The 24,998-nt window shown below is 62.8% G+C and carries 22 protein-coding genes; 14 read left to right on the top strand and 8 right to left on the bottom strand.

From position 1 onward, the window contains the following. Positions 1 to 275 precede the first annotated feature (275 nt). The gene (locus LVE68_RS08270) at positions 276 to 1,103 is read right to left on the bottom strand and encodes an NRDE family protein (protein ID WP_233006557.1); all 828 of its coding nucleotides are present in this window, start codon (positions 1,101 to 1,103) and stop codon (positions 276 to 278) included. A 129-nt stretch (positions 1,104 to 1,232) separates the two neighbouring features. Here LVE68_RS08270 and lgt point away from each other — a divergent pair, with 129 nt between their 5' ends. The 10 genes from lgt to LVE68_RS08220 all read left to right on the top strand — a co-directional run bounded on the left by lgt (position 1,233) and on the right by LVE68_RS08220 (position 9,775). Beyond that, the gene (lgt, locus tag LVE68_RS08265) at positions 1,233 to 2,072 is read left to right on the top strand and encodes a prolipoprotein diacylglyceryl transferase (protein ID WP_233006556.1); all 840 of its coding nucleotides are present in this window, start codon (positions 1,233 to 1,235) and stop codon (positions 2,070 to 2,072) included. A 30-nt stretch (positions 2,073 to 2,102) separates the two neighbouring features. Further along, entirely contained in the window at positions 2,103 to 2,936 is an 834-nt protein-coding gene (locus LVE68_RS08260) for a thymidylate synthase (protein WP_233006555.1), read from the top strand. Beyond that, entirely contained in the window at positions 2,936 to 3,442 is a 507-nt protein-coding gene (gene folA, locus LVE68_RS08255) for a type 3 dihydrofolate reductase (protein WP_233006554.1), read from the top strand. The genes LVE68_RS08260 and folA overlap by 1 nt, the downstream gene beginning before the upstream one ends. 272 nt (positions 3,443 to 3,714) lie before the next feature. After that, positions 3,715 to 4,497, top strand: coding sequence for a DUF3450 domain-containing protein (locus tag LVE68_RS08250; protein ID WP_233006553.1), 783 nt, complete (start codon positions 3,715 to 3,717; stop codon positions 4,495 to 4,497). Then, positions 4,494 to 5,864: a MotA/TolQ/ExbB proton channel family protein gene (locus LVE68_RS08245; RefSeq protein WP_233006552.1), complete on the top strand. Its 1,371-nt coding sequence runs from the start codon at positions 4,494 to 4,496 to the stop codon at positions 5,862 to 5,864. The genes LVE68_RS08250 and LVE68_RS08245 overlap by 4 nt, the downstream gene beginning before the upstream one ends. A 14-nt stretch (positions 5,865 to 5,878) precedes the next feature. Then, positions 5,879 to 6,406 (top strand): MotA/TolQ/ExbB proton channel family protein, encoded by a 528-nt coding sequence (locus tag LVE68_RS08240; protein ID WP_233006551.1) that lies wholly within the window; start codon positions 5,879 to 5,881, stop codon positions 6,404 to 6,406. 126 nt (positions 6,407 to 6,532) lie between these two features. Then, positions 6,533 to 6,934 (top strand): ExbD/TolR family protein, encoded by a 402-nt coding sequence (locus LVE68_RS08235; protein ID WP_233006550.1) that lies wholly within the window; start codon positions 6,533 to 6,535, stop codon positions 6,932 to 6,934. 6 nt (positions 6,935 to 6,940) lie between these two features. Next, positions 6,941 to 7,564 carry an energy transducer TonB gene (locus LVE68_RS08230; RefSeq protein ID WP_233006549.1) on the top strand — a complete coding sequence of 208 codons (624 nt, stop codon included), beginning with the start codon at positions 6,941 to 6,943 and terminating at the stop codon, positions 7,562 to 7,564. A gap of 11 nt (positions 7,565 to 7,575) precedes the next feature. Then, a complete protein-coding gene (locus LVE68_RS08225; protein WP_233006548.1) occupies positions 7,576 to 8,913 on the top strand; it encodes a tetratricopeptide repeat protein in 1,338 nt (445 codons plus the stop codon). A 277-nt stretch (positions 8,914 to 9,190) separates the two neighbouring features. After that, positions 9,191 to 9,775 carry an energy transducer TonB gene (locus LVE68_RS08220; protein WP_233006547.1) on the top strand — a complete coding sequence of 195 codons (585 nt, stop codon included), beginning with the start codon at positions 9,191 to 9,193 and terminating at the stop codon, positions 9,773 to 9,775. A 73-nt stretch (positions 9,776 to 9,848) separates the two neighbouring features. On the opposite strand, the gene ilvD is transcribed toward LVE68_RS08220, so the two are convergent. The 4 genes from ilvD to LVE68_RS08200 all read right to left on the bottom strand — a co-directional run bounded on the left by ilvD (position 9,849) and on the right by LVE68_RS08200 (position 15,271). Beyond that, on the bottom strand, positions 9,849 to 11,684 hold the full coding sequence (ilvD, locus tag LVE68_RS08215; RefSeq protein WP_233006546.1) for a dihydroxy-acid dehydratase: 1,836 nt from the start codon (positions 11,682 to 11,684) through the stop codon (positions 9,849 to 9,851). 142 nt (positions 11,685 to 11,826) lie between these two features. Next, positions 11,827 to 13,140, bottom strand: a complete 1,314-nt coding sequence (gene argA, locus LVE68_RS08210) for an amino-acid N-acetyltransferase (RefSeq protein ID WP_233006545.1) — start codon at positions 13,138 to 13,140, stop codon at positions 11,827 to 11,829. A 61-nt stretch (positions 13,141 to 13,201) separates the two neighbouring features. Beyond that, on the bottom strand, positions 13,202 to 14,362 hold the full coding sequence (gene argE, locus LVE68_RS08205; RefSeq protein WP_233006544.1) for an acetylornithine deacetylase: 1,161 nt from the start codon (positions 14,360 to 14,362) through the stop codon (positions 13,202 to 13,204). A gap of 27 nt (positions 14,363 to 14,389) precedes the next feature. Continuing rightward, positions 14,390 to 15,271 carry a carboxylate/amino acid/amine transporter gene (locus LVE68_RS08200; protein WP_233006543.1) on the bottom strand — a complete coding sequence of 294 codons (882 nt, stop codon included), beginning with the start codon at positions 15,269 to 15,271 and terminating at the stop codon, positions 14,390 to 14,392. Between the two features lie 42 nt (positions 15,272 to 15,313). On the opposite strand from LVE68_RS08200, the gene LVE68_RS08195 reads away from it, so the two are divergent. Both LVE68_RS08195 and LVE68_RS08190 read left to right on the top strand, forming a co-directional pair. After that, complete coding sequence (locus LVE68_RS08195; protein ID WP_233006542.1) at positions 15,314 to 15,778, top strand: DUF6314 family protein; 465 nt, start codon at positions 15,314 to 15,316, stop codon at positions 15,776 to 15,778. 161 nt (positions 15,779 to 15,939) lie between these two features. Next, complete coding sequence (locus LVE68_RS08190; protein WP_233006541.1) at positions 15,940 to 17,211, top strand: M24 family metallopeptidase; 1,272 nt, start codon at positions 15,940 to 15,942, stop codon at positions 17,209 to 17,211. A gap of 6 nt (positions 17,212 to 17,217) precedes the next feature. On the opposite strand, the gene LVE68_RS08185 is transcribed toward LVE68_RS08190, so the two are convergent. The 3 genes from LVE68_RS08185 to LVE68_RS08175 all read right to left on the bottom strand — a co-directional run bounded on the left by LVE68_RS08185 (position 17,218) and on the right by LVE68_RS08175 (position 20,086). After that, positions 17,218 to 18,015, bottom strand: a complete 798-nt coding sequence (locus tag LVE68_RS08185) for a PhzF family phenazine biosynthesis protein (RefSeq protein ID WP_233006540.1) — start codon at positions 18,013 to 18,015, stop codon at positions 17,218 to 17,220. Between the two features lie 105 nt (positions 18,016 to 18,120). Continuing rightward, positions 18,121 to 19,395, bottom strand: coding sequence for an inorganic phosphate transporter (locus tag LVE68_RS08180; RefSeq protein WP_233006539.1), 1,275 nt, complete (start codon positions 19,393 to 19,395; stop codon positions 18,121 to 18,123). 13 nt (positions 19,396 to 19,408) lie between these two features. Beyond that, positions 19,409 to 20,086, bottom strand: a complete 678-nt coding sequence (locus LVE68_RS08175; protein ID WP_233006538.1) for a TIGR00153 family protein — start codon at positions 20,084 to 20,086, stop codon at positions 19,409 to 19,411. Positions 20,087 to 20,253: 167 nt separating this feature from the next. Here LVE68_RS08175 and LVE68_RS08170 point away from each other — a divergent pair, with 167 nt between their 5' ends. After that, positions 20,254 to 22,041 carry a GspE/PulE family protein gene (locus LVE68_RS08170; RefSeq protein WP_233006537.1) on the top strand — a complete coding sequence of 596 codons (1,788 nt, stop codon included), beginning with the start codon at positions 20,254 to 20,256 and terminating at the stop codon, positions 22,039 to 22,041. Between the two features lie 65 nt (positions 22,042 to 22,106). Continuing rightward, a complete protein-coding gene (glnE, locus tag LVE68_RS08165; RefSeq protein WP_233006536.1) occupies positions 22,107 to 24,962 on the top strand; it encodes a bifunctional [glutamate--ammonia ligase]-adenylyl-L-tyrosine phosphorylase/[glutamate--ammonia-ligase] adenylyltransferase in 2,856 nt (951 codons plus the stop codon). Positions 24,963 to 24,998: the final 36 nt, after the last annotated feature.

The raw sequence follows: 24,998 nt of genomic DNA, 5'->3' as shown, positions 1-24,998 counted from the left end.
CGCTGTTGCGCGTATATCAACATTGGCCGGCCCGTGAAATTAAGTATGGCAACAAATCCGGGATTTGCTTGGCGCCTGGTTCATTTCACCTTATGTGACAGCGCTATTTGGGACTAACAGGTCAAATATTGACCGGGGTTCAGCCGTGAGCGCTGTCTCCGGGGTGGGCGGTAATGATCGCGACGGCAGGGATGGGCGCGGGACAGGGGGGGCAGGCACCGCAGGAATGCGGGTAGCTGTTGGGGGTGATGGGGGAGCCACAGCAGCTTCCCCCGTCAGTGGGGGGACAGGGTGAAGTGCCGCAGTGGGCCCGACTGGCCGGTCTCGGTGAAAGTCTGTTCCCAGAACTGTGTGACGCCGTCCCGGTCAACCGCCACCAGCGTGCTGGCGCGGGTGCCATAGACGTCCGGCGGAGTCTTGTCGCCATCGCGGGGAACAGCAAGTTCGCCGCGCTCGATATGCACAAACATCGGCGACAGGGCCCGTTCGAGCGCCCTTCCCACGCCGGTATCCGGTAGCTCTTGCACAGGGGCTGGCTGCCGGTCGCCGAGCAGCGCCAGGGCCGGGGTGACGAAATTGTCCTGCCCGAGGCCCGTACCCAGTCCTGCCACCAGCTGCGCCAGTTGCGCCCGGCCCCTGACCACCTTGGGCCAGGGCGCATCCGGTGCGCCGTTGGAGATACCGTGCACCCCGGGGGCGAAAGCAAAAGCCGGGTGCCGGTTGCCGGCGCAGACCAGTTCCGGCTGTTCCCCGAGCTGGAACAGCAGCGCGTTGTAGCCACGGTAGCGCTCTGCCGCAAGTTGTGCGGCAAATTCGCGCGGCTTGTCCGGGCCCAGCAGGAAGTCGCGCGGGATATCCCCGCGGGAGAGCGGCGCGGTGGGTGAGGGCACCTGGGGTTCACGGATGTTGGTCACCGCCGCCACCCGCCCGGCTGCCGCGCCGGCCCAGGTGCCGCCGGCCTCCAGGTCGCGGCCGGCGACGACCCCGGAGTCTCCCCAGTGGTCCGCGGCTGCCGTGGGACGGGCGAAAAACTCATCGCGGTTGGCCGCCAGCAGCAGCGGGTAATGGGGGTGGGTACGGTATGCGAACAGCAGCAGGCACATGCGCGGGCTTTTCCTTCTTGCTTCTCGGCCTGGTTGACATGCCCCGGGCACCGGGCGAGGCGGTGACATTTTGGCAGCAGGCGCGTTTACGCCCATAATACGCCCTTTGCCAACTGAGCCGATTTACCCATGCTGACTTACCCCGAACTCGACCCGGTGGCCGTGGCCATCGGGCCCCTCAAGGTGCACTGGTACGGACTCATGTACCTGGCCGGCTTTGTGGCCGCCTGGTGGCTGGCGCTGCGCCGTGCGGCCAAGCCCTGGACGCCGCTGGTCAAGTCGGAGGTGGAAGACCTGATCCTCTACTGCGCCATCGGTGTCGTAGTGGGCGGGCGCCTCGGTTACATGTTCTTTTATAACTTCCCGCAGTTGCAGGAGGAACCTTTGTCGATCCTGCGGGTGTGGGAAGGCGGCATGAGTTTCCATGGCGGCCTGGTCGGGGTGATGCTCGCGACCACCATCTATGCCCGCAAGATTGGTACAACTTTTATCGACCTGATCGACTTTGTTGCCCCGCTGGTGCCCATCGGGCTGGGGCTGGGGCGGATCGGTAACTTTATCGGCCAGGAACTGTGGGGGCGCCCCACCGACGGGCCCTGGGGCATGGTGTTCCCGCGGGACCCGGAGCTGCTGGCCCGGCACCCGTCGCAGTTGTACCAGGCGTTCCTGGAAGGGCTGGTGCTGTTCGCGGTCCTGTGGTGGTTCTCCCGCAAGCCCCGGCCGCGCCTGGCGGTGGGTGGAGTCTTCCTTCTTTTATACGGGTTCTTCCGCTTCCTGGTGGAGTTCGTGCGGGAGCCCGATGGCCATATTGGTTTCGACCTGTTCGGCTGGATGACCCGTGGCCAGCTGCTGAGCATACCGATGATCCTGGCGGGTATCGCCATTCTGGTATGGAGTTACCGCACCCAGCCACTGGCGGGGGAGCAGAACTCGGTAAAGCCCGGCTCTCAGGCCAAGGGTGGCGCGTAAGAAGCCCTACTGTTTAATTAGGTGTAATAGATGAAGCAATACCTTGAGCTGATGCGCCATGTGCGCGATCACGGCACCCGCAAGGATGATCGTACTGGCACCGGCACCCTCAGCGTGTTTGGTTACCAGATGCGGTTCGACCTGGCCGCCGGCTTTCCGCTGGTGACCACCAAGAAGTGCCACCTGCGCTCAATCATCCACGAGCTGCTCTGGTTCCTGAAGGGCGATACCAATATCGCCTACCTGAAAGAGAACGGCGTCCGCATCTGGGATGAGTGGGCCACGCCGGAGGGAGACCTGGGGCCTGTGTATGGGCACCAGTGGCGCTCCTGGCCCACCGCTGACGGCCGCCACATCGACCAGATCGGGCAGCTGCTGGAGCAGTTGCGGACCCGCCCGGATTCGCGCCGGTTGCTGGTCAGTGCCTGGAACCCGGCCGACCTGCCGGACGAGGGGACCTCCCCGGCCGCCAATGCGGCAGCTGGCCGCATGGCCCTGGCTCCCTGCCACGCGCTGTTCCAGTTCTACGTTGCCGACGGCAAGCTGTCCTGCCAGCTTTACCAGCGCAGCGCAGATATCTTCCTGGGCGTGCCGTTCAATATCGCCTCTTACAGCCTGCTGACACTGATGATCGCCCAGGTCTGTGGCCTGCAGCCGGGGGAGTTTATCCATACGCTGGGTGACGCCCATCTCTATTCCAACCACATGGAGCAGGTGGAGGAGCAGCTCTCCCGCACACCGCTGCCGCAGCCGCAGATGCACTTGAACCCGGAAGTCACCGACCTGTTTGCCTTCCGCTTCGAGGACTTCGAGTTGCGCGGTTACGAGGCGCACCCGCATATCCCGGCACCGGTGGCTGTCTGATGGCGCCGGTAGCACTGATTGCGGCCGTGGCGCGCAATGGCGCCATCGGCATGGGTAACCGCCTGCCCTGGCGTATTTCCGGCGACCTGCAGTACTTCAAGCGCACCACCCTGGGGAAGCCGGTGGTCATGGGGCGCAAAACCTATGAATCCATCGGTCGGCCCCTGCCGGGGCGCGACAATATCGTGATCTCCCGCAACCCGGAGTGGCGTGCGGACGGTGTAATCTGTGTGGCGTCGCTGGATGAGGCGCTGGCGACCGCCTCGGCATCGGCGGCTGCCAGCGGTGCGGAAGAGGTCATGGTCATCGGCGGTGCCGAGATCTACCGGCAGGCGCTGCCACTGGCACGGCGATTGTATCTGACTGAAGTGGATGCCGAGGTCGAGGGGGATGCGTTTTTTCCGGACCTGGGTGACTCTTGGGTCGAGTCTTATCGCGAGTGCTACCCGGCCTCGGAAAAGGACGAATACAACTACTGCTTAGTCCGTTTGGACAGGTCGAAATAGCAGTGGGTTGCACAAAAACTGTACAATCTGTTACTTTTCCTGTCTTCGCACATTGGATTTGCCGCCGCAAATGAGTGCACACGACTCGCAGGTGTTACCTGTTTGTTACTGTGCTACACATGCGGGCTGATACTGTTAAACGGCATTTGAATAATCAAATCGGCTGTTTACAATGTGCGGCTCTTAGCTGTCTTCAAGCCTAAAACTACCGCGTTGTGGCAGCTAACTCATCGCGACCATGTTGTGAAATATTGAACCCACTGGGGGGTCTAATGAAAACCAAGCGATTCATGGCTGTGGCGCTGACCACTGCGCTGTCTGCCGGCGCGCTCTACGGCAGCGTAGCCACTGCGGATACACTCGACAATGTGCTCGCCGTTGGCCAGCAGAAAACTACTGCGGCTCAGGCTTCACAGAAGCGCATTGACAAGATTGCCGAAGAAACCAGCAGCCTGCTGCAGGATTTCAAGGTAGTGAACAAGGAAATTGACGGCCTGCGTGTCTACAACCGTCAATTGGAAAAGCAGCTGGCCAACCAGCTGGCCGTGATCAAGGACCTGGAAGAGTCCATTGAGAACGTTACTGTTATCGAGCGCCAGATCCAGCCGCTGATCCTGCGCATGCTCGATGCCCTTGAGCAGTTCATCAAGCTGGACGCCCCGTTCAAGCTGGAAGAGCGCCTGGCCAACCTCGAAGGCGTTAAGAACAACATGGACCGTTCCGATATCACCGTTGCGGAGAAATTCCGCCAGGTGCTGGAACTGTACAACTTCGAAGCCGAGTACGCGCGTGGTATCGATGCTTACGGCACCACCCTGAACGTGAACGGCCAGGACCGCGAAGTTAACGTCCTGCAGATCGGTCGTATCGCCCTGGTGGCGCAGACCACCGACTCCAAGATCTCCCTTGCCTACGACAAAGAGCAGAAAGGTTGGGTTGAGATCGATGCCGGCGACTACCGTCGCGCCATCATGGAAGGCCTGAAGATCGCCAAGAAGCAGGCTACCACTGACATCATGACCATGCCGATTGCGGCTCCGGAGGCAGCGCAATGAAAACCTCTATCGCCAAACGCGTAATTGCAGTAGCAGCGGCAGGCCTGATCAGCGCTTCCGCCGTTGCACAGGAAAAGGCTGGCTCCCTGGATGAGCTGCTGCAGATGGTCCGTAACTCCAAGATTGCGGAGTCCAAGGAACACAAGCAGCGCGAAGCCCAGTTCCGTCGCCAGAAGGCCAACCAGCAGTCCCTGCTGACCCAGGCCAAGAACACCCGTACCGCCGAGGAAGAGCGTTCCGCGCGCCTGGAAGCCAAGTACCAGGAGCAGGAACTGCAGGTTCAGCAGAAGCGTGAGCAGCTGGACGAGCGTATGGGCTCCCTGAAAGAGCTGTTCGGTCACATGACCTCCACCGCCGGCGACCTGCGCGCCACCCTGGAAACCTCCATTGTTTCCGCGCAGTACCCGGGCCGTGGCGAGTTCCTCGACCAGCTGATCGAGAAGATGAACTCCCAGACCAAGCTGCCGACCATCGAAGAGATCGAGCGCCTGTGGTTCGAACTGCAGCGCGAGACTGTCGAGTCCGGCAAGGTCGTGAAGTTCGCTGGTACCGTAATCAAGCCCGACGGTGAGCAGGTTGAACAGGAAGTTGTCCGTGTAGGTAACTTCAACCTGGTTTCCAATGGCAAGTACCTGGAAATGAACGACGCCCAGAAAATGGCCGAGCTGATTCGCCAGCCCGACGGCGAGTACCTGGCTATGGCGGAAGAGCTGCAGGCAGCCACCTCCGGCTTCACCGCGTTCGGTGTTGACCCGACTGGCCCGACTGGCGGTTCCTACCTGAAAGCCATGATCAACAGCCCGGACATCGTCGAGCGCTGGCACCAGGGTAAGCTGGTTGGTTACATCATCACTGCCGTTGGTGTATTCGCCATGCTGCTGGCCATCTGGCGCCTGATCGTGCTGTCTGGTGTGAACGCCAAGGTTAACGCCCAGCTGCGCGACTCCACCCCGAACACCAACAACCCGCTGGGTCGTGTTCTGGCTGTGGCAGACGAGAACAAGGGTATCGACGGCGAGACCCTGGAGCTGAAGATGGAAGAGGCGGTTCTGAAAGAGCGTCCGGCCATCGAATCCGGCCTGAACCTGCTGAAGATCATTGCCATGGTTGCCCCGCTGCTGGGTCTGCTGGGTACCGTTACCGGTATGATCATCACCTTCCAGGCGATCACCATCTTCGGTGCAGGCGATCCTAAAGCCATGGCCGGTGGTATCTCCTCCGCCCTGGTAACTACCGTACTGGGTCTGTGTGTGGCGATCCCGACCGTGCTGATGCACACCATCGTTAACGGCCGCGCCCAGCGTATCCTGCACATCCTTGATGAGCAGAGCGCAGGTATCGTTGCTGAAAACGCCGAGCGTAAATAAGAGGAGGCGGCAACATGCACGCATTGTATGACGCATGGGCCGCCGTCAACGCCTTTATGGCGTCGGGCGGGCCAGTACTATTTCTGATCGCCGGCCTGACCTTCTTTATGTGGACGCTGATTTTCGAGCGCATCTTCTTCTTCAACAAAAGCTTGAAGGGAGATGTCCAGGCTGCGATGGACCAGTGGGAAGGGCGTGCCGAGCGCAAATCCTGGAATGCCCATCGCATCCGCGAAGCGCTGATTTCCCGGGTATCCGAGAAGATCAAGAGCAATATGGACATGATCCAGGCCTGTGTATCCCTGGCGCCCCTGTTCGGGCTGCTGGGTACGGTCTGGGGCATGATCAACGTGTTCGAGGTCCTCGCGATCACCGGCGGCGGCGACGCCAAGCAGATGGCGAGTGGTGTATCAATGGCGACAATCCCGACGATGGCAGGCATGGTAACTGCCCTGTCCGGAGTGTTCGCCAATACCTATCTCACCCGTAAGGCGGAGCGCGAAACCCAGCTGCTTGAAGACCATCTGACGATGGATCACTAAGGCACCACAACTAGCAAAGAGCCTGGCCAATATGTGCGGTGATTTGCTGTGAAGGTTTAGCCAAGCCAGAAACTCTCGCGGGGCCCCTGCGGGGCCCTGTTGAGGAAGTTCGCTGAGAGAGTTGCTATGAGCAGAAAACAAAATACGGCCCAGGAAGAACAGGGCGCGATCGACCTCACGCCCATGTTGGACGTGGTGTTCATCATGCTGATCTTCTTTATCGTCACCGCGACCTTTATCAAGGAGCCGGGTGAAGAAGTGGTCAAGCCGGAAGCGACAACCGCTGAACTCAAAGCCGCCTCTATTCTGGTTGCGATCAACGAGAACGATGAGATCTGGATTGCCAAGGAAGAAGTAGACGATCGCATGGTGAAAGTCACCCTCGAGCGACTCTACGCGGAAAACCCCAAGGGGTGGTTGGTGATTCAGCCCGATAAGAAGGCCAGTATCGAGAAGATTGCCCTGATTGCCGATGCAGCCAGGAAAATCGGTATTGAGAAAGTTTCGGTCGCGACAGAAAAGAGTTAACAGCTTATGAACCCGGTAAGATTATTAGGGGCGGGTGCGCTGGCGGTAGCCACCACCTTTGGCCTGATCTTCACCATGCATGCGCTGATTGAGGCAAACCTGGGCTCTCCCGAAGAGGAGGAGCAGATCAAGGTTGCTGACGTCGTGATGCCGGAACAGAAGATCGAAACCAAGTACGACACCAGTAAACCGGACAAGCCCGACGAGCCGGAGACCCCGCCGCCGGAAATGCCGGAGCCTGAGTTCGACGATCCCAATATGGATAACGCCCTCAACATGTCAGCGCCGAGTGCGAGTGCAGACCTGAAAGTAGGCGGTATCGGCGGCTTTGCCAGTGAGGGTGACTACCTGCCGATCGTGAAGGTTGCTCCCCAGTACCCGCGTCGCGCCCTGCAGCGTGGTATCGAGGGCTACGCAATCGTCGAGTACACCGTGACCAAAAACGGCTCTGTACGGGATGCGCGAGTGGTTGAAGCCTTCACTGCGGATGGCAACCCCACCACGATCTTCAACCGTGCAGCGGTGAAGTCGGCGCTGAAGTACAAGTACAAGCCGCGTGTGGTCGATGGTGAGCCGATCGAAGTGCCGGGTGTGCGCACCAAGATCAGCTTTAACATGGCCAGTAACTAAGGGGAAGCACTATGAAGTTGACGACCATGACGAAAGGTTTGTCCAAGTTCGTCTTGCGCACGTCCGTGGCGCTGCCCCTGGTAATGGCACCCGCGGTGAGCGTGACCGTGCTTGAGGCAATGGGCGTATCCGCGCCCTTCGCACAGGCCGAGGCGCAGAGCGAGCAGAAGACACGTAAGGTCCCGGCGATGCGGGAAAACGTGTTCAAGAAGCTGGGCAAGGTGCAGGAAGCTGCTGACGCGCAGGACTGGAATGCTGCCATGGCGGCGCTGCGCGAGATGGAAGCCGGCAAGAGCAAGTACAATGCGTATGAAACCGCGCAGATGTACTTCTTCTACGGCTTTGTCTACTACAGCATGGAGCGCTATCGCGACGCCATCAACGCCTATAAGAAAGTACTGGCCCAGGGGGTGGAGAACATCCCGGTGGGTGTTGAGCTGAACACACTCAAGACCATCGCCCAGCTGTACTTTGTCACCGAGGACTACAACAACGCCCTGACTTACCTGAACAAATGGTTCAAGGCGTCTGAAAAGGTTGGTGCCGAAGACTACGCGATGCGTGGCCAGGTGTACTACCAGAAAGGTGACGAGGCCAAGGCCCTGCAGGACATCAATCGTGCGGTGTCCATGTATGAGAAGGAAGGCAAGATTCCGAAGGAGAACTGGCTGAGCCTGCAGCGTTTCCTCTACTTCGAGAAGAACGACTACAAGAAGGTCACCAGCATCCTGGAAAAGCTCGTCAAGCACTACCCCAAAGCTGACTACTACAAGCAGCTGGCAGGTATGTACGGTGAGCTGAAGCGTGAGAAAGACCAGCTTCACATGATGGAAGCGGCCTATATCGCCGGTGCCCTGCAGAAAGAGAAAGAGCTGTTGAACATGGCTTATCTCTTTATGGGACACGAGATGCCTTACAAAGGGGCCAAGGTAATCAAGAAGGGCCTCGACGAGAAAAAGATCGAGCGCACTTCCAAGAACCTGGAAACCCTGGCGCAGGCTTACCAGATGGCGCAGGAACTGCAGAAGTCTATTCCTGAGCTGGAAGGTGCGGCCAAGCTGTCCGACAAGGGTGATCTCTATTCTCGCCTGGCCGGTATTTACCTGGACCTGGACAAGAATGAGAAAGCCATCACCATGGGCAAACGCGCCCTGGCGAAGGGTGACGTCAAGCGTCCGGACCAGCTCTACATCGTATTGGGGATGGCCAACGCCAACCTGAAGCAGTACGACGCAGCGCTGGAGCAGTTCAAGAAGGCCCTGAAAGACGATCGATCCAAGAAGTTCGCCGAACAGTGGATGGATTTTGTCGAGAAGGAGAAAAAGCGCGAGGAGCAACTGGCGATCTGATATGCCGGTCCTGCCGCTTGAAAAGCCGCACAGCAATGTGCGGCTTTTTTTATGCCCGGGATAAAGAGCATCCCCCGCGCCCATCCTTCGCGATTAAGAATAGTTTGCATTTGTGACCAGATAAGCTATAAGTGTACATAGCTGATCAGCTTTTCCAGACCCGGCCGGAGTGCCGGCCAAGATCGACACCAGAATAATAAGGAGTGGTGTTATGGATAGAGCTTGTTCAGTCAATACCCCTGTTCTCAATCCCGCCCTACCAGGATTTGCCGGATCCGTGCGAAGCCTGGCTCCCGCCGCCCTGGTCACATTGCTACTGCTGCTGGTGATGAGCCGGCTGGTGGCCACGAACTATGAGGAGCCTGTGGGGCCCGACCCGATCCAGATAAAACCCATCCATATTCCGGATACCCGTCCCACGGTCCACAGGGAGCCAGTGCCGGAAAGGCCGGTGACCCCGCCCGCCCAGCCGCCTGTAACCGAGGTAAATCGTGAGGTTGATCCGACCAAGCTGACCACGGTAATGGCACCCCCGGGACCGACCGTGAAGCGACAGGGCCCGGTTGTGGTTAACCGAGATCCGGTACCGGTCTTCAAGCCGGCGCCCCGCTACCCGTCGGCAGCACTGCGGCGCGGGCTTGAGGGTTATGTAGTGGTGGAGTTCACCATCAGTGAAACCGGCAGTGTGCTCTCACCGCAGGTGGTGGCTGGTTATGACAGTGCCGGCAACGAGACGCGTGTGTTCAACAGGGCGGCGCTGAGTGCAGTAAGCCGGTTCAAGTACCAGCCACAGATGGACGATGGCAAGCCCGTCCGGCGCCACGGGGTGCGCAACCGGATTTCCTTCAGGCTGGCGGAGTAGCGTTAGGCCCGCTAATGGCAAGCTGCCGGGGGCGGAATGCCCGCCCCCGCTAGCTGCCTGCTGGCCGGAGGTGTCAGTCGATCTCGCGAACCGCGCCCCGGTCGGCGCTGGTGGCCAGCAGGGCGTAGGCTTTCAGTGCCCGGCTGACCTTGCGCGGTCGCTGTTCCACTGGTTGCCACGCGTCCTTGCCGCGGGCCTTCATGGCCGTGCGCCGCTTGCCGAGCTCCTCGTCGCTGATGGCGATTTCAATCGTCCGCGCCGGGATGTCGATGCGGATGGGGTCGCCGTCCTGCACCAGGGCAATATTGCCGCCCGCGGCAGCCTCCGGTGATACATGGCCGATCGACAGGCCCGAGGTGCCGCCGGAAAAGCGCCCGTCGGTGATGAGGGCACAGGACTTGCCCAGCCCACGGGACTTCAGGTAGCTGGTTGGGTAGAGCATTTCCTGCATCCCGGGGCCGCCCTTGGGGCCCTCATAGCGCACGATCACCGCTTTCCCTTCGGTTACCCGCCCCTCGAGGATATCCGCCACGGCGGCTTCCTGGCTTTCGACAATATGGGCCGGGCCCTCGAACTGCCACAGGGATTCTTCCACCCCGGAGGTTTTCACCACACAGCCATTGGGGGCAAGGTTGCCAAACAGCACCGCCAGCCCGCCCTCGGCGGAGTAGGCACTTTCCACCGAGCGGATGCAGCCGTGGGTGCGGTCGCCGTCCAGGTTGTTCCAGCGGCAGTCCTGGCTGAATGCCGTCTGGGTGGGTATGCCCGCGGGGCCCGCGCGGAAAAATTTATGTACCTTCGGATCGTCGGTGCGCCGGATGTCCCACCGATCGAGGGCCTCGCGCATGGAGCTGGAATGCACGGTGGGCAGCGATGCGTCGATCAGCCCGGCGGCTTCAAGCTCCCCCAGGATGGCCATCACCCCGCCAGCGCGGTGCACGTCCTCGATGTGGTATTTCTGCGTATTGGGGGCCACCTTGCACAGCTGGGGGATTTGTCGTGACAGCCTGTCGATGTCATCCAGCCCGAACTCAACCTCGCCCTCCTGGGCTGCCGCCAGCAGGTGCAGGATGGTATTGGTGGAGCCGCCCATGGCGATATCCAGTGCCATGGCGTTCTCGAATGCCGCCCGGTTGGCAATGCTGCGGGGCAGGGCCCGGTCGTCATCGCCCTCGTAGTAGCGCTTGGCCAGCGCCACGATTTCGCGGCCGGCGCGCAGGAACAGCTCCTCGCGATCCGCGTGGGTGGCCAGCAGCGTACCGTTGCCGGGCAGGGAGAGCCCCAGGGCCTCGGTCAGGCAGTTCATGGAGTTGGCCGTGAACATGCCGGAACAGGAACCGCAGGTGGGGCAGGCGGAGCGCTCGTACTCGGCCACGGTCTCGTCACTGGCCGAGTCGGTGGCGGCAATCACCATCGCGTCCACCAGGTCGAGCTTGTGCTCGGCCAGCTTGGTCTTGCCCGCCTCCATGGGGCCCCCGGATACGAAGATCACCGGGATATTGAGGCGCATCGCCGCCATCAGCATGCCGGGCGTGATCTTGTCGCAATTGGAAATGCACACCAGTGCGTCGGCACAGTGGGCATTGACCATGTATTCCACCGAGTCGGCAATGATTTCGCGGCTGGGCAGGCTGTAGAGCATGCCGTCGTGGCCCATGGCGATGCCGTCATCCACGGCAATGGTGTTGAACTCCTTGGCTACGCCGCCGGCGCGCTCGATTTCACGCGCCACCAGCTGGCCCATGTCCTTCAGGTGGACATGGCCGGGCACGAACTGGGTGAAGGAGTTCGCCACAGCGATGATGGGTTTCTGGAAATCGTCGTCCTTCATGCCCGTGGCACGCCACAGGGCCCGGGCACCGGCCATATTGCGGCCGGCCGTAGTGGTGCGGGAGCGGTATTCTGGCATAAATCTGGGTCCGGCTGTCCTGCGGTAAATGGAGCGACAGCTTAACAAAAAACAGCCTGATTCGGGATGGTTTTCCCCGGCTGCTGGCAATTCACCATCCTGCTAGGATGGTTATTTCGCTGCGATCGGGCCGAGACTGAGTTTATTGCGCGGTGAGCCCCTTGCGCAGTACACGGGAATTCCGCTGGATGTTGTAAAGGGACTGCCTGGGCGCGGGCAGGTCGCCCACCGCCACCTGGCGGAAGCCCTGCTCGATAAACCAGTGCTCCGCCTGCGTGGTGAGCACGTATAGCTCGGGGATGTCCAGTGCCCGTGCCTGCCGCTCCAGGTGGTGCAACAGCTTGGCGCCACGGCCACCGCCACGGAACTCCGGGTGGATGGCCACGCAGGCCAGCTCGGCCGCCAGCGTATTGCCTTCGTCGTCCTGGATCGGGTACAGGGCGGCACAGGCCACGGCGGTACCGTCCACTTCCACCAGCGTGAAGTGATCGATTTCCGCCTCCAGTTTTTCCCGCGAGCGGCGCACCAGGATGCCCTGCTTTTCCAGTGGGCGGATCAGCCCGAGGATACCGCCCACGTCGGTGATGCGCGCGCGGCGGATCACCTCGTAGCTGTCGCGGTAGATCATGGTGCCTGTGCCCTCGCGGCGGAACAGCTCCTGCACCAGGGCGCCGTCGTCGGTATAGCTGAGCAGGTGGGTACGGGGAGTACCGGCATTGCAGGCACTGATGGCACAGCGCAGGGACTCACTGTCGGTCTGGGTCACCGACTGTTCCGCCTGCAGGATACTGAGTTCGCGTACCGGCTCGCCGTCCACGAGCAATTGCGGCTCCTCGCGAAACAATACCAGCTTCTCCGCCTGCAGGGCGCGGGCCGCCTCCGCCGCAAGGTCGAGGAAATTGAGATTGAACAGCTCGCCGGTGAGCGAGGTTCCCAGCGGCGACAGGAGCACCAGCGCGCCCTGTTCCAGCGCACTGTTGATGGTGTTGACCTCCATCCGCCGCACCTGCCCGGTCCAGCGCAGGTCGACGCCGTCGAGCACGCCGATCGGGCGGGCTGTCACCAGGTTGCCGGAAATCACCTTCAGGGATGAACGGGCCATGGGCGAATCCGGCAGGCCCTGGCTGAAAGCCGCCTCGATATCGAATCGCAGTTTGCCCACCGCGGCCTTGATGACCTCGAGTGTTTCCCGGTCGGTCACCCGGGCGTTGGCGTGGAACTGGTTATCGATGCCGCGCTCGGCCAGGGCGCGATTGATCTGGGGGCGCGCCCCGTGCACCACCACCAGGCGGATGCCGAGGCTGGCCAGCAGTGCCAGGTCATGCACCAGGTTGCGGAAATTGCCGTGCTCCAGGGCATCGCCGGGAATGGCGATGACCAGGGTGCGTTCGCGCAGGTCGTTGATGTAGGGCGCGGCGTGGCGAAACCAGTTGAGAGAGGCGTTGTTGGCACTCACGAGCAGACTTCCGTGTATTCCCGGGATTCAGGCGCAATATACCGCAATTCCGGCCGCCTAATCACAGGCAGAACCTGGCGATCAGTCCGCGCAGCACATCCAGCATCGGCTCGATACGGTCGAGGCCCAGGTACTCATCCGGCTGGTGGGCCTGGTCGATATCGCCCGGGCCCAGCACGATGGTGTCCATGCCCATTTCGCGGAAAAATGGCGCCTCGGTGGCAAAGGCCACGCTCTCGGCACTGTGGCCGGTGAGCTTCTCTGCCGCTGCCACCAGTTCCGACGTGGCCGGTTGTTCAAAGGCCTCTACCCCGGCAAACAACGGGCCGTAATCCAGGTGCAGCCGTTCCCCGTGCACTGATGCGGCCAGCCGTTGCTGTAACTCGCTGCGCAGGTCGTCCAGTGCCATGCCGGGCAGGGGGCGTATATCGAATTGCAGCTCGGTAAAGCCGCATATGCGGTTGGGGTTATCGCCACCGTGGATGCAGCCCAGGTTCATGGTGGGCACGGGGACGGCGAAGCCGGGATTGTTATAGCGCTGCTGCCACTCTGACCGCAGCGACAGCAGTTCCCCGATCGCGCCATGCATTGCCTCCAGCGCGCTGGCGCCCAGTGACGGGTCAGAGGAGTGCCCGGCCTGCCCGGTGATCCGCACGGCCTCCATCATCATGCCCTTGTGCATGCGCACCGGCCTGAGCCCGGTGGGCTCACCCACCACGGCGAAGCGTGCGCGTGGCCGCCCGGCGTCAACCAGCGCCCGCGCGCCGGCCATGGAGGTTTCCTCGTCAGCCGTGGCGAGGATGGTCAGCGGCTGCTTCAGGGGGCTGCCGGCAATGGCCCGGGCGGCCTCGATGGCCAGCGGGAAAAAGCCTTTCATATCGGTACTGCCGAGGCCGTACCAGCGGTTGTCCCGCTCTTCCAGCTTGAACGGGTCGGACTGCCAGCGGCCCTCGTCGTAGGGGACCGTGTCGGTATGCCCGGCCAGCACCAGCCCGCCGTCCGCAGGGCCCCCGCTGCTGAGAGTGGCGATCATGTTGGCCTTGTGCGGCTGGCCGGGCAGTGGCATCAGTTCCACCGCAAAGCCCAGCGCCTCAAGCCACTCGCCCAGCAGTTCCACCACCGCGCGGTTGCCCATATCCAGCTTTGGGTTTGTGGCGCTGACACTGGGGATGGCCACCAGCTGCTGCAATTGCTGCCTGATATCCGGTACCGCGTTGTCCATAACCCTGCTCCTGGATGTGTCTGGGCGCTAGCGCGCTGGCACCGGCGACCCGCTGCGCCGTTGCCGCCATTCATTGAGTGCGACCGCACCGACGATGATACTGCCGCCCAGCGCCAGCCGGGGGAGGTCCGCATCACGGTTCCAGATTAACAGATTCACCAGCAGGCCTGCCGGGATCAGGGCATTATTCATCGCCGCCAGGGTGCCAGCTGAAACCTGTGTCGCGCCTTTGTTCCAGAGGAAGTAGCCCAGCCCCGAGGCCACCAGCCCGAGCCATACCAGGATGCCCCACTGCAGGCCGCTGCGGGGGTAGGCCGGCTCCCCCAGCACCAGCCAGGCGGCGGTCACCACCAGCAGGGCACCCAGGTAAAACCAGGCAAAGACCTGCCGGCCCGGCAGGGCCGGTCCCCGCTGTGTGAATTGTTGCATAAACTGCTTGTAGGCCACCTGGCCCAGGGCAAAGCAGAGGTTGGCACCCTGGACCACCAGGAACCCCAGCCAGAAGTCCCCATGCGGCCGGCCCCAGCGAATCACCGCGGCCCCGGCCACGGCGAGCAGGGCAACCAGCAGGTTCCAGGGGGAGAAGCGCCACTCCAGCAGGTCGTACAGCAGGGCGATGTACACCGGCGTGAAGATGGTGAACAGCAGCACTTCCGGCACGCTGAGTAGCAGGAACGACTGGTAGTAAAACAGGTACATGATGCCCAGCTGCACGGCACCGATGGCCATCAGTGCCAGGGCGGTGCGGGGACTGCAGGCGCGCCAGCGTAGCAGCGGCAGGAACAGCAGTGCGGCCAGCAACACGCGAGTGAATACGGCAAAATAGCTGTCCACGGACCCGGCCAGGTAAACGCCGATCAGGCTGAAGGAAAAGGCCCAGAGGAGGGTGACGAAAATCAACAGTGGCATGGCATCGACCGGGTAAATAGCATTGTTATTGAAAGGTGAATTTTGTCAGTAAATAACGGGGCGTCCCGGGCCATCGACAGCCTGTGGGAGCGCCTGGCCAAAATATCCGAATTCAGTTTCACCGCCAGTAATGGTCCCGGCTCGGCAACCGACTGGCGCGGCCACGCGCGCGGCAGTGTGGCCGCCGAACGCGACGATAGCCGGATATTGTTTCGCGAGCGGGCCCGATTTACCAGCAGCGACGGCCGTGAACTGGATATGCAAAACTGTTATCGCTGGACGCGGTTGCCCGGTTCCCTGCGGCTGGAGCACCTCCGCCGCAGCGAGCCGGTGCTGCTGTTCGAGTTGCAACCGGTCACCGAACATGGATTCCGTGAGGTGCAGCCACACCTGTGCGGCGCGGACACCTATACCGCGCAGCTGTTGCTGAGGAAAGGACAGCTGGAATTGATCTGGCAGATCCACGGTCCCCACAAAAATGAACAGCTGCACTACCACTACTGGTAGTGCGGTTGCCGGGGGTGAACCGGAAACTGGCGTTCCAATGTTTTTCGGGGCCGAAAAGGGCTAAAGTGTTTTCCTGATCCCAAGGGCGATTACGCCGTACTGGCTTTGCGATAAAAGCAGTGGTCAGGGCCCCGTCGCCGACTCTGTCAGGAAATATCCCCATGCCGACAAAACGCCAGTTACTGAAATCCGCCGCAATGCTCGCAGTGGCACCGGCCCTGCCACTGCGCGCGGCCAGCCAATCCACAAGCAGTTCCCCGAAAGATAAGATTGAGCCCCTGACCGGTGATGTCCAGCCGATCACCGTCGCCGAGCGCCGCGCCCGCATAGCGCGGGCCCAGGAGTTGATGGGCAAGTTCAAAATTGATGCGGTTATCCTCGAGCCGGGCGCGGCCATGCGCTATTTCACCGGCATCCGCTGGTGGCGCTCGGAGCGGCTGACCTGTGTGATCATTCCCCGCGATGGCGAGATCGGTGTGGTCACGCCGTTTTTCGAAGAGCCTTCGGTTCGGGAATCCATGACCTTCGGCGAGGACGTGCGCACCTGGCACGAGCACGAGAGCCCGTTTGTGCAGGTGGCAGGCTTCCTCCGGGATCGCAAACTGAAGTCCGGCCGCATCGGTATGGAGGCCTCGGTGCGCTGGTTCGTGGCGGATGGTATCCGTGCGGCAGCGCCGGGTTTCGCCCTGGCCAGTGCCGACCCGGTGACGCGCGGCTGTCGCATGATCAAGAGCCCCGCTGAGCTGGCCCTGATGAAAAAGGCCAACGAGATTACCCTGGCGGCCTATGGCCAGGTTTACCGCCAGCTGGAGCCGGGCATGACGCCGGCCGACGTCAATCGCCTGATGCGCGAGGCACAGGCGGCCTATGGCGGCACCGATGCCTGGACCATGGCCCTGTTTGGCGAGGCCAGCGCCTATCCCCACGGTACCGACCAGCCCCAGAAAATCCGCGAGGGACAGATCGTGCTGATGGACTGCGGTTGCAGTGTCGAGGGCTACCAGTCAGATATCTCCCGCACCTTCGTCTACGGCGAGCCCGGTAAAAAGGAGCAGCGCATCTGGCAACTGGTGCGCGAGGGCCAGGATGTGGCGTTTGCCGCGGCCAGGATCGGCGAGCCGGCCGGACGGGTGGATGACGCTGTGCGCGACTTCTACCGCAAAAGCGGCTTCGGCCCCGACTACCGCCTGCCGGGGCTTTCCCACCGCACCGGGCACGGCATCGGCATGGAAGGCCATGAGCCGATCAATTTCGTGCGCGGGGAGTCCACACCGCTGGCACCGGGAATGTGCTTTTCCAATGAGCCGGGCCTGTACCTGCCGGGTGAATTCGGTGTGCGCCTCGAGGACTGCCTGTACATGACAGAGGACGGCCCGGCCTGGTTCACCCGTCCCCCCGAGAGCATTGCCTCCCCGCTGGGCGAGCTGGCCTGAAGCCGGTTACAGGCTGATCTGGCCGCGCAGGTAGGTCACTGCCGCGCCCCGTAACAGCACCCGGTCCCCGTTCAGCTCGCACTCCAGCTCGCCGCCCCGGGGGGATAGCTGCAGGGCGCGGAAGCGGGTCTGGTCGAGCCTCTCCGCCCAGTAGGGGGTGAGGACCGTGTGTGCAGAACCCGTGACCGGGTCCTCGTCAATACCGATTCCCGGGGCAAAAAAGCGACTGGCGAAATCACAGCCGAGCGGCTCTCCCACGGCCGTGCAGATCACCCCGTCCGCGGACAGGGGCACTACCCTGGCAAAGTCCGGTGACAGGCTCGCCACCTGCTCGGCGCTGTCAAACTCCAGCACCAGCTTGCCGCCCTCCCGGGTCTCGGTTGCGGCACGGCGGGGGCCGATGCCGAAAGCCTCGGCAAAAGACTGCTGTACTTCGACCGGCCGGGTGCCCTGGGCGGGAAAATCCATCGCAATCAGCTCGCCCTCACGACGCACGCGCAGTTCGCCACTGCGGGTGAAAAAGCGGATCTCCTCCTCCAGGCAGCCCAGCTCGGTCCACAGCAGGTGGGCGCTGGCCAGGGTGGCGTGGCCGCACAGGGGCACCTCCACGGCGGGGGTAAACCAGCGCAGCTCGTAGCCGCGCCCGCTGGGTACGGTAAAGGCGGTCTCCGCCAGGTTGTTTTCCGCGGCGATGGCCTGCAGGACATCGTCGGCGAGCCATTGCTGCAGCGGCACCAGTGCCGCGGGGTTGCCGCCAAACAGCTGGGAGGTGAAGGCATCTGCCTGGTAGATGGGGAGTTGCATCGAAATTCCTTTCTCGATTATTGGTTCAGTGGGCGCGGTACCGGCACAAAAAAGGGGAGCCGGTTACCCGACTCCCCCTTTTGTACCGTCTTGCCGCTTCTATGGCTAGCCAAATACGCCCTTGAAGAAGAAGAAAAACAGGATGGCGATACCGGCGCCGGCGGGCAGGGTAACTACCCAGGACGCGGCGATCGTGGTGATCATGCGCAGGTTCAGCGCGCCGATACCCCGCGCCAGGCCAACGCCCAGTACCGCGCCCACCAGGGTGTGGGTGGTGGAAATCGGCAGGCCGGTACCCGAGGCCAGTACCACGGTGGCGGCGGCCCCCAGCTCGGCGGCGAAACCGCGGCTCGGGGTCAGCTCGGTGATCTTGCGGCCGATGGTGGCCATCACCTTGAAGCCATAGGTGGCCAGGCCCACCACGATACCCGCACCACCGAGCAGCAGGATCCAGGAGGGCATGGTGGCCTTGGCGGTGACCGCGCCCATCTGCACGGTATTGACCACCGCCGCCAGCGGGCCGACGGCATTGGCCACGTCGTTGGAGCCGTGCGCGAAGGCCATGGCACAGGCGGTGAAGATCATCAGGATGGCGAAGACCCGCTCCACGTTGGCGAAGCGGTTCTCGCGCTCGCGCTCCGGGTCGCGCTTGATGCGCTTGAGCATCACGATACCAAGGCCCATTACCACCAGGCCGACGAGGGCGGCGATGCCGGCGTCCTGCAGGAAGTTCAGCTCGATATTGAGATCCTTGAATACATGCTTCAGGCCCTTGGTCAGGGTGACCATGGCGATCATCCAGCCCACGGCGAACATGTAGATGGGGATATAGCGCTTGGCGTTGCCGAACGGGTCCTCGGTGTTGAGGATCAGGCGCTGCACACTGCGGAACAGCAGGAATGAGATGGTGCCGGCGAGTACCGGTGACACCACCCAGCTGGCGACGATGCTGCCCACCTTGCCCCAGGCCACGGCGTCTACCGAGATACCCACAGCGGAGAAACCGACAATGGCGCCGACGATGGAATGGGTGGTGGACACGGGCCAGCCCAGGATGCTGGCGATCAGCAACCAGGTGCCCGCGGCCAGCAGTGCCGAGAGCATGCCGTAAACCAGCAACTCCGGTTGCTCGGCGAAAATGTCCGAATCGATGATGCCCTTGCGGATGGTAGAGGTAACTTCTCCACCGGCCAGGTAGGCGCCGGCAAACTCGAACACCATGGCGATCAGGATCGCCTGTTTGATGGTCAGGGCGCGCGAGCCCACGGACGTGCCCATGGCATTGGCAACGTCGTTGGCACCTACGCCCCAGGCCATGAAGAACCCGAAAACGCAGGCGAGAATCAGCAGGATGCTGCCGTACTGGCTAATAACTTCCACGGTACTACCCCCCTTAGCGTGCTAACAGCAATTGCAGGCGATTACCCACGCTGTGGGATTTGTCGGCCAGGTCGCCAATCCACTCGATGACGCGATACAGGAAGATCACGTCCACCGGCGGCAGGTCTTTTTCGATATCGAACAGTGCGGCGCGGATTTCCACTTCTAGCTTGTCCGACTTGCGCTCCAGGTCATCCAGCTCCTCGGTCATGCGCTGGGCGATGTCCACCTCGCGCCCGGCAAAGCCGCTCTCCAGCAGCTCGTCGAGCTCGTTGATGGCGCGCAGGGCCTGGGCCGAGGTGGCCACGGCGCTGTCGACAAAGGTCTTCATCTGTACCTGCAGTGGCGCGGGAATCTGCATCTTGCGGCCGACGGCCAGCCCGGCGATGTCCTGGGCGGTATTGGCCACCTCGTCCTGGGCGTGCAACAGCTCCAGCAGGTCCGAGCGGGATACCGGCATAAACAGGCTGTCCGGCAGGTGCAGGCGCAGGTCGCGCTTGATGTCATCGGCCTGGTTCTCACTGGTGGAAATGCGCTTCTGCACTTCCTCCGCTTCGACCAGGTCGCCCTTCATCAGGGCCTCGAAGAAGGGAACCAGGTCTGCCGAGGCCTCGTGGGCCTTGGCCATGTGCTCCTTGATCGGCTTGATCGGGGAGCGGCCAAACAGGTTGGCGATATTGGACAGGGGCATGGGTAGCTCCTTGGCTCAGGGTGCGAAACGGGCGGCATGGTACCCCAACTTGGCCCGTGCGGGGTAATCCGGTACTTTCAGGGGGATTGGTGCACTGTCACGGCGGCGGCTTGCCGCTACAATGCGCGATCGGGCACAGACAAGAATATAGATGAAGGGGTTGTCCCATGGCGTCGGGAAAAGTGGCGGGAAAAATGGCGGACCGGATCCTGGACCTGCGGGGGTTGCTGGAGGACCTGGTGGAACAGGGGCTGGTGAGCCGCGAGGACGCCAACCGCCTGATCGGCACGCCGCGCAGCGCCGAGCAGGCCCAGATGCACCCGCTCAGCTATATCGCCAGCTGTGAACTGGAGAACCGCCAGGTCCCGGGCAAAGTGCTCTCGGCGGCAGTGCTCACGGACTGGCTGGCGGAGAGTGCCGGCCACAGTGTCTACCATATCGACCCGCTCAAGATTAACGTGGCGTCGGTGACCGAGGTGATGAGCTTCCAGTTCGCCAAGCGCCACGAAATCCTCTGTGTGGAGGCAAACAAGGACAGCCTGCTGGTGGCCACGGCCCAGCCCTTCACCGCCGGCTGGGAGGACCAGCTGGAACACACCAGTGGTCGCAGCGTGCGCCGGGTGGTGGCGGACCCGGCGGACATCCAGCGCTACTGTGTGGAGTTCTATTCGCTGTCCCGCTCCATCTCCGGCGCCAGTGGCCTCAAGGGCAGCTCCGGCGCCGGCAACTTCGAGCAGCTGCTGGAACTGGGTAACCTCAAGGACCCCGAGGCCAACGACCAGCATATCGTCAATATCGTCGACTGGCTGCTGCAGCATGCCTTCGACCAGCGGGCCAGTGATATCCATATCGAGCCGCGCCGCGAGATGGCCCGTATCCGCTTCCGTATCGACGGGGTGCTGCACCCGATCCACGAGTTTCCCGACCAGGTGAATGCCGCCGTCACCAGCCGCCTGAAGATTCTCGGCCGGATGAATGTGGCGGAGAAACGCAAGCCCCAGGACGGCCGGATCAAGACCAAGCGCCCCGATGGCAGCGAGGTGGAGCTGCGCCTGTCCACCCTGCCCACGGCCTTCGGCGAGAAGCTGGTAATGCGGATCTTCGACCCCGAGGTGCTGGCCCGCTCCTACAGCGACCTGGGCCTGGGGGGCGAGGACCTGGCGCGCTGGCAGGCCATGCTGGGGCGCCCCAACGGCATCGTACTGGTTACCGGCCCCACCGGCTCGGGCAAGACCACCACCCTGTATACCGGCCTCAAGCAACTGGCCACCAGCGAGGTGAATGTCTCCACCATCGAGGACCCGATCGAGATGGTGGAGGAGACCTTCAACCAGACTCAGGTACACCACAGTATCGGCCTGGACTTTGCCGCCGGCATCCGCACGCTGATGCGCCAGGACCCGGATATCATCATGGTGGGTGAGATCCGTGACCTGGAGACTGCCCAGATGGCGGTACAGGCGGCCCTGACCGGGCACCTGGTGATTTCCACCCTGCATACCAACGATGCGCCCACTGCCGTTACGCGCCTGCTGGACCTGGGCCTGCCCCACTACCTGCTGAAGTCCACCGTGCTGGGGGTAATGGCGCAGCGCCTGGTGCGTACCCTGTGTCCCGCGTGCAAGCAGCCGGATACGGTGAGCGAGGAAGACTGGCTGGCGCTGACCCGCCCCTGGAAGGCGCCGCGCCCGGAAACCGTTTATCGTCCCGAAGGCTGCCTGGAGTGTCGCAATACCGGCTATCGCGGTCGCCAGGGCATCTACGAGATCCTGCCGTTCAGTGAAGCCATCCAGGCCCTGGTGACCCATGACTGCGACCTGCAGCAGGTACGCCATCGCGCCATGCGCGAGGGCATGAACAGCCTGCGACTCTCCGGGGCGCGCAAGGTGGCGGCGGGGATCACCACCGTTTCCGAGGTGCTGCGGGTGGCACCGCCGCCGGATATCGCCTTCTGATACATGCCCGCACAGGGATTTCTGCAAGACTTTCTACCTGAAGCATTCTAACGATGAGACTTCCCATGGCCGATGCCCGACTGTGCCCCGACGCCCTGCAGCCACTGTTTCGCGAGCGCTGGCAGCGCTGGGCCGACGCCGCAGGCGAGTCCGCCCTTGCCCGGGCCGAGGAGGCCATGGCGGACAGTGAGACCCTGCAGCAGGCAGTCTGCCGGGCCTTTGTGGGGTCCGACTTTTTCCTCGACCAGTGCTGCCGCGTACCAGAACTCCTGCCGGAGCTGCTGGGCCGGGACGACCTGGGCCTGGACGAATCCGGGCTGGATGACGCCGCCGACGACGCAGGGCTGGACCGGAGCCTGCGCCGCCTGCGCAATCGCGTGATTGCCGAGGTGATCTGGCGTGACTTCGCCGGGCAGTGGGATATTCCCCGTGTCTGTGGCCGCCTGACCGACCTGGCAGAAACCTGCACCCGGGTGGGCCTGGCCTGGCACCACCGCCAGCTGGCGGCGCGCTATGGTGAACCGCGGGACGGCGACGGCAATGCGCAGTCGATGGTGGTGCTGGGGATGGGCAAGTTGGGGGCGCGGGAGCTCAACCTGTCCTCGGATATCGACCTGATTTTCGCCTACCCGGAGCCGGGGGAAACCGACGGTGAGCGCCCGGTGGAAAACCAGAAATTCTTCCAGCGCCTGGGCCAGAACCTGATCCGCTCCCTCGACGCGATCAGCGCCGATGGCTTTGTATTCCGGGTGGATATGCGCCTGCGCCCATACGGGGACAGCGGGCCGCTGGTGAGCCACTTCGCCGCACTGGAGGATTACTACCAGACCCAGGGGCGCGAGTGGGAGCGCTTCGCCATGGTGAAGGCTCGACCGATCGCCGGCGACGAGGAGATCGGCGCGGCACTGATGGAAATGCTGCGGCCGTTCACCTACCGGCGCTATATCGATTTCAGCGCCATCGACGCCCTGCGCGAGATGAAGGCGCTAATCCAGCGGCAGGTGCGCGCCCGCGGCCTGGCGGACAATATCAAGCTGGGGCGTGGCGGCATCCGCGAGGTTGAATTTATCGTGCAGTCGTTCCAGCTGATCCGTGGCGGTCGCGAGCCGGCATTGCGGGAGCGCAACCTGCTGCGCCTGCTGCCACTCCTGGAGAGCGAGGGACACCTGGAGCAGGGGGTGGCGGAAGAGCTGGCGGATGCCTACCTGCTGCTGCGCCGGGTGGAGCACGGGCTGCAGGCGGAGCGCGACCAGCAGACGCAGACGCTACCGCGCGACGACGAGGCCCGTGCGCGGCTGGCATTCGCCCTGGGTTACGGCGACTGGGAGGGGCTGGAGCAGGCCCTGCTCGAAGCGCGCACAACCATCCAGCGCGAGTTCGACCAGGTGATCGCACCGCCCGAGGAAATTGCCGAGGCGGATGCCGCAGAGGAATGGCAGAGCCTCTGGGGAACCTGTACCGCCGACGACAGCGAGGAAGTGAACCTCGCCAGCCTGCGCGAGGCAGGCTTTACCCCGGAGCAAGAGGCCCTGGAATTGCTGGCGGACCTGGGAGGTGCCCGTATCGTTGCGGCCCTGCCCACGGCGGCGCGGCAGCGCCTCGACCAGTTTATGCCGCTGTTGCTGGCGGCGGCAGCAGAGGAAGCCGAGCCGCTGCTGGCGCTGCGGCGGGTGCTGCCGCTGGTGCGTGCGGTGCTGCGCCGCAGCGCCTACCTGGTGCTGGTCAATGAAAACCCGCCGGTACTGGCCCAGCTGCTGCGCCTGTGTGCCGCCAGTCCCTGGATTGCCGAGCAGCTCGCCAGGCACCCGATCCTGCTGGACGAGCTGCTGGATTCCCGCCGGCTGCTGGCGCCTGCCTCGAAAGAGGATATTGCCGACGAGCTGCGCCGGGAAATGCTGCGCGTGGATCGCGATGATCTCGAGGCACAGATGGAGGCCCTGCGCCACTTCAAGCAGAGCCAGAGCCTGCGAATCGCCGCCCAGGAAGTGAGCGGCGCCCTGCCACTGATGAAGGTCAGCGATTCCCTGACCTGGCTGGCGGAGGCGATCCTGCAGCAGGCGCTGCAACAGGCGTGGCACCAGGTGACGGAAAAGCACGGTGTGCCCGCTGGTGCCTCGGTGGAGGACATGCGCTTTGCGATCATCGCCTATGGCAAGCTGGGTGGGCTGGAGCTTGGGCATGGGTCCGACCTGGATATCGTGTTCGTGCACGATGCCGACGGCCAGGGTATGACCGATGGTGAGCGCAGTATCGACAGCCTGAGCTTCTATACCCGCCTGGCCCAGCGCCTGATCCATATCCTGCAGACCCGCACCCTCAGTGGCCCGCTGTACGAGGTGGATACCCGCCTGCGGCCCTCCGGTAACTCCGGCCTGCTGGTGACCTCGCTGGCGGCGTTCGAGAAGTACCAGCGCGAGAGTGCCTGGACCTGGGAGCACCAGGCCCTGGTGCGGGCGCGCCCGGTGGCGGGCAGTGAACGGCTCTGCCATGACTTCGGGGAGCTGCGCAACGCGTTGCTTTGTGAGCGGCGCGATGAGCAGGAACTGCGTAAGGAAGTGGTGGCCATGCGCGATAAAATGCGCACCCATCTCGATAAGAGCAACGATCAGGAATTCGATCTCAAGCAGGGCCCGGGCGGTATTGTCGATATCGAGTTTTTGGTTCAATATTCCACATTGGCCTGGGCGCACAAGGCGCCCTCGATCGTGCGGTTCACCGATAATATCCGCATTCTCGAAAGCCTCATTGAGGCAGGCCTGATGTCGGCCCACCAAGCCGGACAAATGATCGACGCCTACAAAGCCTACCGATCTGAGGGTCATCGCCTGGCATTACAACAGCTGCCGGGAGTTGTTAACGGTGACCAGTTCGAAGCGGAAAGAAAGACCGTTCAAACAAGCTGGCAGCAAATTCTCGGCTGATTGTCCTCGCCGGGGCCCGTTGCTGCTGCGCAATGA

It is taken from the genome of Microbulbifer sp. YPW16, assembly GCF_021290385.1.
Lineage (GTDB): Bacteria > Pseudomonadota > Gammaproteobacteria > Pseudomonadales > Cellvibrionaceae > Microbulbifer > Microbulbifer zhoushanensis.
The sequence above is the reverse complement of the archived record's forward strand: the minus strand, read 5'-3'. Positions and strand labels throughout refer to the sequence as shown.

Excerpts from the sequence above, each read along its gene's own strand:
- LVE68_RS08270 (WP_233006557.1), bottom strand. The coding sequence starts at position 1,103 with ATGTGCCTGCTGCTGTTCGCATACCGTACCCACCCCCATTACCCGCTG.
- lgt (WP_233006556.1), top strand. The coding sequence starts at position 1,233 with ATGCTGACTTACCCCGAACTCGACCCGGTGGCCGTGGCCATCGGGCCC.
- LVE68_RS08260 (WP_233006555.1), top strand. The coding sequence starts at position 2,103 with ATGAAGCAATACCTTGAGCTGATGCGCCATGTGCGCGATCACGGCACC.
- folA (WP_233006554.1), top strand. The coding sequence starts at position 2,936 with ATGGCGCCGGTAGCACTGATTGCGGCCGTGGCGCGCAATGGCGCCATC.
- LVE68_RS08250 (WP_233006553.1), top strand. The coding sequence starts at position 3,715 with ATGAAAACCAAGCGATTCATGGCTGTGGCGCTGACCACTGCGCTGTCT.
- LVE68_RS08245 (WP_233006552.1), top strand. The coding sequence starts at position 4,494 with ATGAAAACCTCTATCGCCAAACGCGTAATTGCAGTAGCAGCGGCAGGC.
- LVE68_RS08240 (WP_233006551.1), top strand. The coding sequence starts at position 5,879 with ATGCACGCATTGTATGACGCATGGGCCGCCGTCAACGCCTTTATGGCG.
- LVE68_RS08235 (WP_233006550.1), top strand. The coding sequence starts at position 6,533 with ATGAGCAGAAAACAAAATACGGCCCAGGAAGAACAGGGCGCGATCGAC.
- LVE68_RS08230 (WP_233006549.1), top strand. The coding sequence starts at position 6,941 with ATGAACCCGGTAAGATTATTAGGGGCGGGTGCGCTGGCGGTAGCCACC.
- LVE68_RS08225 (WP_233006548.1), top strand. The coding sequence starts at position 7,576 with ATGAAGTTGACGACCATGACGAAAGGTTTGTCCAAGTTCGTCTTGCGC.
- ilvD (WP_233006546.1), bottom strand. The coding sequence starts at position 11,684 with ATGCCAGAATACCGCTCCCGCACCACTACGGCCGGCCGCAATATGGCC.
- argE (WP_233006544.1), bottom strand. The coding sequence starts at position 14,362 with ATGGACAACGCGGTACCGGATATCAGGCAGCAATTGCAGCAGCTGGTG.
- LVE68_RS08200 (WP_233006543.1), bottom strand. The coding sequence starts at position 15,271 with ATGCCACTGTTGATTTTCGTCACCCTCCTCTGGGCCTTTTCCTTCAGC.
- LVE68_RS08190 (WP_233006541.1), top strand. The coding sequence starts at position 15,940 with ATGCCGACAAAACGCCAGTTACTGAAATCCGCCGCAATGCTCGCAGTG.
- LVE68_RS08185 (WP_233006540.1), bottom strand. The coding sequence starts at position 18,015 with ATGCAACTCCCCATCTACCAGGCAGATGCCTTCACCTCCCAGCTGTTT.
- LVE68_RS08175 (WP_233006538.1), bottom strand. The coding sequence starts at position 20,086 with ATGCCCCTGTCCAATATCGCCAACCTGTTTGGCCGCTCCCCGATCAAG.
- LVE68_RS08170 (WP_233006537.1), top strand. The coding sequence starts at position 20,254 with ATGGCGTCGGGAAAAGTGGCGGGAAAAATGGCGGACCGGATCCTGGAC.
- glnE (WP_233006536.1), top strand. The coding sequence starts at position 22,107 with ATGGCCGATGCCCGACTGTGCCCCGACGCCCTGCAGCCACTGTTTCGC.